Consider the following 12,129-nt stretch of genomic DNA (forward strand, 5'->3'; position numbering starts at 1 on the left):
ACGTGAAGGCCGGCCGGGGTGATGCCGGGGGGCGGGGCGGCGGCGATCTCCTCCACCCCGGCCATCACCCTCGCCGCGCGGCGGATGGCGCGGCGGATGCGCGGGGTGGTGCCGCAGCGGCAGATGTTGGTGATCGCCGCGTCCATGTCCGTATCGGTGGGGTTGCGGTTCTTCTCCAGCAGCGCGGCCACCGCCATCACCATGCCGGACTGGCAATAGCCGCACTGGGGCACCGCCTCGGCGATCCACGCCTGCTGCACCGGGTGGCCGCGATCGCCCGAGAGATGCTCGATCGTGGTGACGAAACTGCCCTCGATCGCGCCGATCGCGATCTGGCAGGATCGCTGCGCCACGCCGTCGACATGCACGGTGCAGGCGCCGCACAATCCCGCGCCGCAGCCGTATTTCGTGCCGGTGAGGTTGGAGGCATCGCGCAGCGCCCACAGCAGCGGGGTGGCCGGGTCCATGCGGTAATGGACGGCCTGCCCGTTGACGGTGAAGCGGGTCATGCGCCTGTCCTCCCGGCGGCCCTCAATAGCTCATCTCGTCGTACACGCGCGACAGGTCGCCCTGCCATTCGCCGTGGTAGCGGTCGAGCAGGCGCTGGGCCGGCACCTTGCCGCTTGCCACGATCTCGCGCAGCGGATCGAGGAAGCCCTGTTCGGTGTCGCCGATGCCGTTCAGGCGGGCGCGGGCGGCGAGGCCGGCGTCGGCGATGGCGAGCACCTCCTTGCCGAGCTGCTGGAAGGTGCGGCCGCGCGGGCCACGCGCGGCCAGGCCCAGGCGGGGCACCTCGGCACGGATGCGGTGATGGTCCTCGATCGTCCAGTGCTTCACCAGATCCCAGGCCGCATCCAGCGCGGTCTGGTCATAAAGCAGCCCCACCCAGAAGGCGGGCAGCGCGCAGATGGTGCCCCACGGCCCGCCGTCGGCGCCGCGCATCTCCAGATAGCCCTTAAGCCGCACTTCGGGGAAGGCGGTGGAGAGGTGATCGGTCCAGTCGCCGAACAGCGGCTTCTCGCCCGGCAGGACGGATAGGTCGCCCTTCAGGAAATCGCGGAAGCTGAGGCCGGCGGCATCGACATAGCCGCCGTCGCGGAACACGAAGTACATCGGCACGTCGAGCATGTAGTCGGCATAGCGTTCGTAGCCGAAGCCGTCCTCGTACACGAACGGCAGCATGCCGGTGCGGTGCGGGTCGGTGTCCGTCCAGATGTGGCTGCGGTAGCTGAGGAAGCCGTTGGGCCTGCCCTCGGTGAACGGCGAGTTGGCGAACAGCGCGGTGGCCAGCGGTTGCAGCGCGAGGCTGACGCGGAACTTCTTCACCATGTCCGCCTCGCTCGCATAATCGAGGTTGGTCTGGATGGTGCAGGTACGCAGCATCATGTCCAGCCCCATCGTGCCGACGCGCGGCATGTGATCGAGCATGATCTTGTAGCGGCCCTTGGGCATGATCGGCAGCTCGGCGCGGGTCTTGTCCGGCCACATGCCGAGGCCGAGGAAGCCCAGGCCGAGGCGGTCGCCGATGGCCTTCACCTGCTCCAGATGACGGCCGGTTTCGGCGCAGGTCTGATGCAGGTTTTCCAGCGGCGCGCCGGACAGTTCGAGCTGCCCGGCCGGTTCCAGGCTGACGTTGCCGTCCGGCCCGCCCAGCGCGATGATCTTGCCGCCCTCGTAGATCGGCTCCCAGCCGTATTTCGTCAGGCCGATCAGCAGCGCGTGGATGCCACCCGGCTCCTCGTAGGAGGGGGCGCGGTGATCGTCGCGGAAGTAGACGAACTTCTCGTGCTCGGTGCCGATCCGCCAGCGTTCGACGGGCTTTTCGCCCTTCGCGAAGATGGCGAGGAGATCCTCGCGCGTTTCGATCTGCGGATCTTCGCCGTCGCCGGCCGTGCGGGTGCTCATGCCTTGCGCCCATAGCGTCGCGGCGGGGGCTTCGCCAGCGCCTATGTTGCCGGCTGTTTCCAGTCCCCCGCCGCTGCCATCCATACCGCCACGGCGGCGGCGGCGGCGGTATCGGCGCGCAGGATACGTGGCCCCAGCGACACGCCGCGCGCCGCCGGGATCGCGGCGATCAGCGTGCGTTCCTCCGCCGTGAAGCCGCCCTCGGGGCCGATCAGGATCGCCGCCGGGCCGGGGCGGGCGACATCGGCCAGCGGCGCGCCGCCCTGCTCGTCGGCGTGGATCAGCATCCGCTCGGCCGGCCAGTCGCGCAACGCCTCGCGCAGCGGACGCGGCTCGTCGAGCGCGGGCAGCGCGGTGCGGCCGCATTGTTCCGCCGCCTCAATCATATGCGCGCGCAGGCGATCGAGGTTGAGGCGGTCCACCACGGTGCGCTGCGTCAACACCGGCAGCACGCGGGCGACGCCCAGCTCGCACGCCTTCTCCACCAGCCAGTCGATCCGCCCCTTCTTGATCGGCGCGGCCAGCAGCCACAGGTCGGGCACCGTCTCGCGCGGAGAAAGCCGGGTGGTGACGGCCAGCGTCATGCGGCGCTTGCCCGCATCCGCCACCTCGGCCAGCCATTCGCCGCTCGCATCGTCGAACAATCGCACCGGCGCGCCGGGTTTCAGCCGCATCACCGCGCCGAGATAATTCGCCTGCGCGCCCTCCAGCACGATCGCGGCGCCTTCGTGCAGCGGGGTTTCAACGAAGAGGCGAGGGGTGCTGGCGGGCGGCCAGGCGGGAGTGGCGGTCATGCCCCCGATGTATCGCCGGCGGGGGGCGGCGTCATCCCTCCGCCATGATGCGAGGGGGCAGGCCGAGTGTTGCAATGCGGCAACAGCGCCGGGAAGTTCCAAGTGCGACGCAACAATCCCGACCTGGCTTGGTTCATCCCCTACGCACGGAGCGGCACGCGGCCGATCAATCCGGCGAGTAAATCTGGAGCTTTGCGCTTTTATGAAGACGTTCTTTCTCGCGGCCCTCGCCCTCGCTGCCCTGCCGACCGCCGCAATGGCGCAGGACACCGCACCGGACGGCACCCCCGCCTTCGGCATCGAGCCGTATGTCGGCGTGCTCGGCGGCTACCACTCGTTCGATCGCCTCAGCGAGTTCGGCACCAGCGGTCGTCGCGGCCGTATGGATGGCGCCCTCATCAGCGGGATCGCCGGCGTGAACGTGCCGCTCGGGCCGGTGTTCGTCGGTGCCGAAGGCAACGCCACCAAGGGCTTCAAGGACATCGATTGGGAATATGGCGTGAAGGGCCGGATCGGCGCGCGCGCCGGTGACAGCGGCATGATCTACGCCTCGGCCGGCTACCAGTGGGTCAACGGCAAGGGCAACCGTGGTTTCGCCGATCGCAGCGATTGGATCTACGGCGTCGGCCTCGAAGTCGGCCCGAAGGACATCGGTCTTGGCGGCCTGACCGGCAACTCGGGCGTGCGTCTGCGCCTGCAGGCCGAAACCTATGATTTCGACTCGGTCCGCCCGATGGCCGGCCTCGTCTTCCACCTGTAAGGGGTTCACTCCTTCAGCCCGGTCGTCGCCACGACCGGGCAAACGAGCGGCCGGGGTGGCGACACCCCGGCCGCTTTGCTTATATGCGCCGCGCGGGCATAAGCCCGCGTTCCCTTTCTGCCTGGAAGTTCCCCGATGTCCGCGATGCTCAAGATCAGCCTGCCCGATGGTTCCGTTCGCGAAGTCGCGGCCGGCACCACCCCGGCGGACATCGCGGCGGCGATCGGCCCCGGCCTCGCCAAGGCGGCGCTGGCCGCGCGGGTGGATGGCGAGCTGCGCGACCTCAACCGCCCGCTGGAGGCGGACGGCACGCTGGCGCTGGTGACGGCGAAGGACGAGGCGGACGCGCTGGAACTGGCCCGCCACGATTACGCGCATGTGCTGGCCGAGGCGGTGCAGCATCTGTTCCCGGGCACGCAGATCACCTTCGGCCCTTCCACCGACGACGGCTTCTATTATGATTTCGCGCCGAAGGACCGCCCGTTCACCGAGGAGGATCTGCCCGCGATCGAGGCGGAAATGCGCGCGATCATCGCCCGCAACGAGCCGCTGGTGCGTGAGGAATGGCAGCGCGAGGATCTGATCGCGCGCTGGCGGGCCGAAGGCGAGACGTTCAAGGCCGAATGGGCCGCCGAACTGCCCGAGGGCGAGGCGCTGACGGTGTATCGCGCCGGCAGCGGCGCCGATGCCTGGCTGGACATGTGCCGTGGCCCGCACCTGCCCTCCACCGGCAAGCTCGATCCCGCCGCCTTCAAGCTCACCCGCGTGTCCGGCGCCTACTGGCGCGGCGACCAGAAGAACGCGATGCTCAGCCGCATCTACGGCACCGGCTGGCTGAGCAAGAAGCAGCTCGACCAGCACCTGACCCGGCTGGAGGAGGCCGCCAAGCGCGATCACCGCAAGATCGCGCAGGAGATGGACCTGTTCCACCTCCAGTCCGAGGCGCAGGGGTCGGTGTTCTGGCACCCCAAGGGCTTCGTGCTGTGGCGCCAGCTCGAGGCGTACATGCGCCGCCGGCTCGACGGATCGGGCTATGCCGAGGTGAAGACGCCGCAGCTGATGGACGCCCGCCAGTGGGAGCAGAGCGGCCACTGGGGCAAGTATCGCGAGAACATGTTCGTGGTGCCGGACGAGGTGCCCAACACGGCGGACGAGGGCGCGGTCCTTTCCGGCGAGGGCGACCTGATGGCGCTGAAGCCGATGAACTGCCCGGCGCACGTGCTGATCTTCAAGCAGGGCATCAAATCGTATCGCGACCTGCCGATCCGCATGGCCGAATTCGGCTGCTGCCACCGCAACGAGCCGCATGGTGCGCTGCACGGCATCATGCGCGTGCGCCAGTTCACCCAGGACGACGCCCACATCTTCGTGCGCGAGGACCAGCTCATTCCCGAGGTGCAGCGGTTCTGCGAATTGCTGGACGCGGTGTATCGCGATCTCGGCTTTTCCGACTATGCGGTGAAGCTGGCGCTGCGGCCGGAACAGCGCTTCGGCTCTGATGCGATGTGGGACAAGGCCGAGGCGGAACTGCGCGAGGCGGTGATGCAGGCCAACCTCAGCGATGCGGTGAAGGCCGGGTTCGAGGAACTGCCCGGCGAGGGCGCCTTCTACGCGCCCAAGCTGGAATTCCACCTGACCGACGCGATCGGGCGGACGTGGCAGGTGGGCACGATCCAGTCCGACCGGGTGCTGCCCGAGCGGCTGGACGCCAGCTACGTCGGCGAGGACGGCAACCGTCATCGCCCGGTGATGCTGCACCGCGCGATCCTGGGCACGTTCGAGCGGTTCATCGGTATCCTGATCGAACATCACGCCGGCCGTTTCCCGCTGTGGCTGGCGCCGGTGCAGGCGGTGGTGGCGACGATCGTATCGGACGCCGACGAGTATGCCGGCGAAGTCGTGGCGAAGCTGGCGGCCGCCGGGCTGCGGGTGGAGGCGGACCTGCGCAACGAGAAGATCAACTACAAGGTGCGCGAGCATTCGCTGGCCAAGGTGCCGGCGCTGCTGGTGGTCGGCAAGCGTGAGGCCGAGGAAGGCAAGGTGGCGATCCGCCGGCTGGGCAGCCAGAACCAGCAGGTGATGACGCTGGACGAGGCGATCGCGCTGCTGACGGCGGAGGCGACGCCGCCGGATCTCGTCGCCGCGGCATGATGGATGCTGCATCTTCAAAATTCGGTCGCGAAGGACTATACCGCCCCCCTGAACCGCCACGACTGGAGAAGTTGCTATACGTCCGCCCATGATGCGCCGCCCGCTCGGCCAGCCGCCGATGCCGCTGAACGGCCCCCGATACAATGAGTTCATCCAGTCGCCCAAGGTCCGGGTGATCGATGGGGACGGCGAGAATCTGGGCGTGATGTACACGCGCGAAGCGATGGAGCAGGCGCAGGAAGTGGGCCTCGACCTCGTCGAGGTGTCACCGAATGCCGATCCGCCCGTCGCCAAGTTCCTGGATATCGGCAAGTTCAAGTACGAGACCCAGAAGAAGGCCAACCTCGCCCGCAAGAGCCAGAAGACGCAGGAGATCAAGGAGATCAAGATGCGTCCGAACATCGACGATCATGATTATGATACGAAGATGAAGAAGGTGAACGAGTTCATCGGCGAGGGCGACAAGGTCAAGGTCACGCTGCGTTTCCGTGGTCGCGAACTGGCGCACGGCCAGCTCGGCATGCAGGTGTTGCAGCGCGTGCAGGCCGATATCGCGGAGGTTGCCAAGGTGGAGCAGCATCCGCGCATGGAAGGCCGGCAGATGCTGATGGTGCTCGCGCCCAAATAAGCCGCGACGGCACGGATCGCTGACGAACAGGAGAGGGAGTCGCTGCGGCGGCTCCCTTTTTTCATGCCGGTGGATCGTGATTGGCCCCGTTCCGTCCTCCGCCGCCGTCCATGATATTCCGCTACGGAAACCGGCTTTTGGGTGGCGACCCCCCGGCGGGCGGGCTAGACCCGGCCGGGGGATGCGATTGGGGCTGGCAAGCGGCGCGCGGGTGATGCACGTTGGCCGTAATCAGAATATATATCGGGGGGATAGCATGTCGAAGTCATTCTGGCTGCTGGGCACCATGCTTGCCGGCGTCGCGCTGCCGGCACAGGCGCAGGTTGCCACCGAGGGGGGCACGCCAGGTCCGACGGAGCAGGGCGGGGGCGTCGCCGCTACGCCCGCCGTCGTCGATGCCGCCACGGACAACGGCGATATCATCGTCACCGCCACCCGCCGCAACGAGGCGCTGTCGGACGTGCCGATCGCCGTCTCCGCCGTATCGGGGGATACGCTGACACGATCGGGCGCGACCGACATCCGCGCGCTCAACCAGCTGTCGCCGTCGCTGCTCGTCTCGTCCACCACCTCCGATGCGGGCGGCGCGGTCGCGCGGATCCGGGGCATCGGCACGGTGGGCGACAATCCCGGCCTCGAAAGCTCGGTCGCGCTGTTCATCGACGGGGTCTATCGCTCGCGCACCGGCGTGGGGCTGACCGAGCTCGGCGCGATCGACCGGATCGAGGTGTTGCGCGGGCCGCAGGGCACGCTGTTCGGCCGCAACGCCTCTGCCGGCCTCATCAGCGTCATCACCGCCAAGCCCAGCTACGAGGAGGCGGGCACCGCCGAACTGAGCTACGGCAATTACGATTACTGGCGCGGCCAGCTCGGCCTGACCGGCGCGATCGTGCCCGGCAAGATCGCCTACCGGCTGGATGGCGTGTACGTGAAGCGCGACGGTTTCCTGAAGGAAGGCCCGTACAGCGGCAGCACCGGCCGCCGGTTCAACGACCGCGACCGCTACATCGTGCGCGGGCAGCTGCTGTTCGAGCCGACCGAAGCACTCTCGTTCCGCCTGATCGGCGATTATTCACGCAAGAACGAGGAATGCTGCGCGGGTGTGTACCTGCCCACGCGGGATGTGTCGCGCAACGCCAGCGGCCAGCTCGTCACCGGCCCGTCGTCCACGGCGGCGGTGCTGCGCAGTCTCGGCGGCTTCATCAACGACCGGCCTTACGACCGTCGCGCCTCGGTATCGCCGGGTCGTAGCTATCGGCAGGATGTCGAGGATTACGGCCTCTCGGGCGAGGTGAACTACGATCTCGGCGGCGCGGCGCTCACCTCGATCACGGCCTATCGCAACAACGACTATACGCGCGGGCAGGATGCCGACTTCAGCAGCGTCGACCTGCTCTACCGGCCTGACGACGGGCGGGACTTCATCCGCTTCCGCACCTTCACGCAGGAACTGCGGCTGCAGGGCGAGGCGTTCGCCGGCAAGCTCGACTGGCTGGTCGGCGGCTATTACGCCAGCGAGAAGCTCGATGTCCGCTCCGCGCTTAGCTTCGGCAAGGATTTCGACAGCTACATCACCCGGCAGGTGCAACTGGGCGGCGGCGGCGCGCAGTTCCCCGGTTTTTCCAACCTGCGCGGTTTCCTTTCGGCCGGGCTGGCCCAAGGGGGGCTGCCCACGGCGCTGATCGGCCAGATCGCACCGCTGGTGCCGAACATCGCCACCTATTCCAATACCGGGCAGGACGATCGCTACCGCCAGCGCAGCCGCAACTTCGCCTTCTTCACCCACAACGTGATCCATGTGACGGACACGCTCTCGCTGACGCTGGGCGCGCGCTACACCAACGAGCGCAAGACGCTGAACGCGAACTTCACCTCCACGGTGCCGGCGGGCAATGCGACGGCGCAGCTGGGCAACGCGATCGTGGCGCTGCGCACGCTCGCCGCCAACGCGCCCGCCACGGCGGCGGGGGCCGCGTTGCGGGCGGGGGCGACGCAGGCGGCCAACGGCATTACCGCACTCGCGCCCGCCTCCGCGCTGTACGGCGTGCTCACCGGGTTCAACGGCACGCTGCCCGAGCGCCGCCGCAAGGAGGACGAGTGGACCGGCACCGCCGTGCTGAGCTGGAAGCCGACGCCAGACCTGCTCACCTACGCCAGCTACTCCAAGGGCTACAAGGCGGGCGGCTTCAACCTCGATCGATCGGTGTTGAGCCTGACCGCGCCGGACCTGAACCAGCTGGAGTTCCAGTCCGAGAAGGTGGACGCCTATGAGCTGGGCGCGAAGTTCAACGGGCGCGGGTTCGACCTGAACGTCGCGCTGTTCCAGCAGGAGTTCAAGAACTTCCAGCTGAACAACTTCCAGGGCGTCAACTTCATCGTCGAGAACATCAACGGCTGCACGGCGCTGGCGGGCGGATCGGGGGCGGACAGCGACACCGGCAACAGCGGCAGCGCCGCCGAGGCCGCCGCTACCGCCTCTGGCGCGTGCACCGGCAAGCTGAAGCCGGGGGTGCGCAGCCGCGGCATCGAGGTGGAGGCCTATATCCGCCCCGCGCCCGACTTCAACGTCAACATCGGCTTCACCCGGGCGGAGACGAAGTACAAGAAGGATCTGGCCGGCGCGTTCGGGCGGCCACTGCCCACCTCGCTGGTCAACCTGCCCGGCGCGCGCGTGTCGAACTCGGCGGTCTATACCGTCACCACCGGCGCGGGGTGGACGCCGGCGCTGGGCACGGGTGGCCTGCGCGGGCTGATCTATGCCGACATGCGCTACCAGAGCGACATCAACACCGGCTCCGACCTGTTCTTCGAGAAGCGGCAGGACGGCTTCGTCACGGTCAACGCCCGCGTCGGCCTGACCGGTGAAGACGGTGCGTGGGCGCTGGAGTTCTGGGGGCAGAACATCTTCGATACCGATTACACGCAGGTCGCGTTCAACGCGCCGACGCAGGGGCTGGGCGACACGATCTCGGTCGCGCGCGGGCTGCAGACCTCGACCAACCGGCTGTACGGCGCGTTCCTCGCCGAACCGCGCACCTATGGCGTGACGGTGCGGACGAAGTTCTGACCGGCGGGAGGCTGGCCGGGGGCGCGCGGCCGGCTCAGGCCGCCGCCCTCTCCGCCACCGTACCCGACGCGGCTTCCAGCAGGCGGCGTTCCAGCGCCTTAAGCCGGGCCGCGTTGGTCACCTTGTCGCCGATCAGGTCGGTGAAATAGAACACGTCCACCGCGCGCTCGCCATAGGTGGCGATGTGCGCCGAATGGATCGTCACCTTGGACTGGAACAGCGCCAGCGCCAGCGCATTCAGCAGCGCCGGCCGGTCGCGCGCGTTCACCTCCACCACCGTGTAGCGGTTGGAGGCGCGGTTATCGATCAGCACGTTAGGCTCGATCTCGAACGCCTCGGCGCGGGTGCGGGGCGAGGGCTTGGCGGCGAGGCGATCGGCCATGCGGTTGCGGTTGGCCAGCGCATCCTCGATCGTCAGCCGCAGCCGGGCGAGCCGGTCGGGGTCGTCGAACGGCTGACCGAACGGATCCTGCACCAGCAGATTGTCCACCGCCATGCCGTCCCGCGTGGTGTGGATGCGGGCATCGATGATGCTGGCGCCGGCCAGGTGAATGGCGCCGGCGATGCGATAGAACAGCCCCGGGTGATCGCTGGCGTAGATCGTCACCAGCGTGGCGCCGCGCTCGGGATCGGCGGTCGCGGCGATCGAAAGCGGGCGGTTCTCCGTCTGCGCCCCGGTGATGAGCCGGGCGTTGCGTTCGAGGATGTCGAACGCCTCGGCTACCCAATAGGCATCGGGCAGGCGGCGGACATAGGCGTCGAACCGCGCCTCGTCCCAGCCCAGCACCTCGCGCAGCCGCGTCTGCTTGGCGTCGATCCGCTCGCGCCGGCCCTTCTGCTTGTGGCCCAGCCGCAGCACCTCCTCGGCGGCCTCGTACAGGTCGGAGAGCAGCTGCCGCTTCCACCCGTTCCACACGCCGGGGCCGACGGCGCGGATATCCACCACCGTCAGGATCAGCAGCAGCCGCAGCCGTTCCGGGCTCTGCACCACCTCGGCGAAATCGAGGATGGTCTTGAAGTCGGAAAGGTCGCGCTTGAAGGAGGTGGCGGACATCAGCAGGTGATAGCGCACCAGCCAGGCGACCGTTTCGGTCTCGGCCGGGGTGAGGCCGAAGCGCGGGCACAATGTCTCCGCCACCTCGGCACCCAGCAGGCTGTGATCGCCGCCACGCCCCTTGGCGATGTCGTGGAGCAGCACCGCCACGTAGAGCACCCGGCGCGAGATGATGCGGCGGAAGATGCCGCTGGCGAGCGGGTGATCGGTTTCCAGCTCGCCCTTCTCGATCGCCGACAGCAGGCCGATCGCGCGGATCGAATGTTCGTCCACGGTGTAATGATGGTACATGTCGAACTGCATCTGCGCCACGACACGGCCGAAATCGGGCACGAAGCGGCCGAAGATGCCCGCCTCGTTCATCCAGCGCAGCGCGTTCTCGGGGTCGTTGCGGCTGGCCAGCACGTCGAGGAACAGCGCGTTGGCGCGGGGGTCGCGCCGCACCTGATTGTCGATCAGCCGCACGTCGCGCGTGGCCTGCCGCATCGCGACGGGGTGGATTTCCAGCCCGTGGCGGTCGGCGACGGCGAACATCTCGATCAGGCGGACCGGATCCTCGCGGAAGAACTCGTCGGACGGCACGTTCAGCCGCCCGCGATCGAAGATGAAGCCGTCGAGATTGCGCGGCTTGCGCTTGAGCGTGGGCAGGGCGAAGCGCCGGCCGCGCTGGGCGAACTCCTCGTCCAGATGCGCGAGGAACACGCCGGTCAGGTCGCCCACCTGCTTGGCCGTCAGGAAATAGTGCTGCATGAACCGCTCGACCGACGAACGGCCCGGGCGGTTGGCGTAGCGCATCCGTTCCGCCACCTCGCGCTGCACGTCGAAGGTCAGCCGCTCCTCGGGCCGCCCGGCGATCAGGTGCAGATGGCAGCGCACCGCCCACAGAAAATTCTCGGCGCGCTGGAAACGGCGCAGCTCGGTCGGCGAGAGCAGCTTCTTGTGGACCAGTTCGCCCTTCGAGCGGACGCGGTGGACGTATTTGCCGATCCAGAACAATGTGTGCAGGTCGCGCAGGCCGCCCTTGCCCTCCTTCAGGTTCGGCTCGACCACGTAGCGGCTGTCGCCCATGCGCTTGTGCCGCGCGTCGCGCTCGGCCAGCTTTTCCGCCACGAAGGTGCGGGCGGTGCCGGCCATCACCTCCTGGTCGAATCGCTTCGATGCCTCGTCGTACAGTCGCTCGTCGCCCCAGACGAAGCGGCCTTCCAGCTGCGCGGTGCGGATCGTCAGGTCGCTCTTGGCCATGCGGACCAGATCGTCGAGCGAGCGGGTGGAGTGGCCGATCTTCAGCCCCAGATCCCACAAGGCGTAGAGCATCGACTCGATTACTTGCTCGCCCCACGCGGTCTGTTTCCACGGGGTGATGAAGGTGACGTCGACGTCGGAATGAAGCGCCATCTCGCCGCGCCCGTAGCCGCCGACCGCCATCAGCGTCAGCCGTTCGGCGGCGGTGGGGTTGTTCTGCGGGTAGAGGCGAAGGGTGGTGAAATCATAGATCAACCGCAGCAGCTGATCGGTGAGGAAGGCGTAGGAGGCAGCGACGTCGTGTCCCCGCGTGGGGTGTGCCGCCAGCCGCCCGGCAATCTCCGCCCGCCCGCGATCGAGCGCACCGCGCAGCACCGGCGTCGCCGCCTGCCGCATGGCGGCGGCATCGCCGGCGGGGATCGACCCGAGCGCATCGGCGATGACGCGGCGATCGATGATGGCGCGGCGGTTGGGCAGGGTTTCGAAGCGTGCGGGCATGGGGGGGAAGATAGGCGCGGGGTGCGTCAA

Annotated in this window: 8 protein-coding genes; 4 read left to right on the plus strand and 4 right to left on the minus strand. The window is 68.2% G+C overall.

Features of this window, described 5'->3' with window-relative positions:
- The 3 genes from FOY91_RS05865 to FOY91_RS05875 all read right to left on the minus strand — a co-directional run.
- Positions 1-509: (2Fe-2S)-binding protein (locus FOY91_RS05865; protein WP_145149091.1), on the minus strand; the 509-nt coding region annotated here is incomplete at its 3' end.
- A gap of 22 nt (positions 510-531) precedes the next feature.
- Positions 532-1,905 (minus strand): glutamate--cysteine ligase, encoded by a 1,374-nt coding sequence (locus tag FOY91_RS05870; protein ID WP_145149093.1) that lies wholly within the window; start codon positions 1,903-1,905, stop codon positions 532-534.
- 41 nt (positions 1,906-1,946) lie between these two features.
- A complete protein-coding gene (locus FOY91_RS05875) occupies positions 1,947-2,699 on the minus strand; it encodes a 16S rRNA (uracil(1498)-N(3))-methyltransferase (protein WP_145149095.1) in 753 nt (250 codons plus the stop codon).
- A gap of 202 nt (positions 2,700-2,901) precedes the next feature.
- Between FOY91_RS05875 and FOY91_RS05880 the strand changes: the two genes are divergently transcribed.
- The 4 genes from FOY91_RS05880 to FOY91_RS05895 all read left to right on the plus strand — a co-directional run bounded on the left by FOY91_RS05880 (position 2,902) and on the right by FOY91_RS05895 (position 9,305).
- Complete coding sequence (locus FOY91_RS05880) at positions 2,902-3,459, plus strand: opacity protein (protein WP_145149097.1); 558 nt, start codon at positions 2,902-2,904, stop codon at positions 3,457-3,459.
- A gap of 135 nt (positions 3,460-3,594) precedes the next feature.
- A complete protein-coding gene (gene thrS, locus FOY91_RS05885; protein ID WP_145149099.1) occupies positions 3,595-5,610 on the plus strand; it encodes a threonine--tRNA ligase in 2,016 nt (671 codons plus the stop codon).
- Between the two features lie 88 nt (positions 5,611-5,698).
- A complete protein-coding gene (gene infC, locus FOY91_RS05890; protein WP_145149101.1) occupies positions 5,699-6,238 on the plus strand; it encodes a translation initiation factor IF-3 in 540 nt (179 codons plus the stop codon).
- Positions 6,239-6,494: 256 nt separating this feature from the next.
- Positions 6,495-9,305: a TonB-dependent receptor gene (locus tag FOY91_RS05895; protein WP_145149104.1), complete on the plus strand. Its 2,811-nt coding sequence runs from the start codon at positions 6,495-6,497 to the stop codon at positions 9,303-9,305.
- Positions 9,306-9,339: 34 nt separating this feature from the next.
- Here FOY91_RS05895 and FOY91_RS05900 read toward each other — a convergent pair whose 3' ends face one another.
- Positions 9,340-12,099 carry a [protein-PII] uridylyltransferase gene (locus FOY91_RS05900; RefSeq protein WP_145149106.1) on the minus strand — a complete coding sequence of 920 codons (2,760 nt, stop codon included), beginning with the start codon at positions 12,097-12,099 and terminating at the stop codon, positions 9,340-9,342.
- Positions 12,100-12,129: the final 30 nt, after the last annotated feature.

This window comes from Alterirhizorhabdus solaris (assembly GCF_007785815.1).
GTDB lineage: Bacteria > Pseudomonadota > Alphaproteobacteria > Sphingomonadales > Sphingomonadaceae > Alterirhizorhabdus > Alterirhizorhabdus solaris.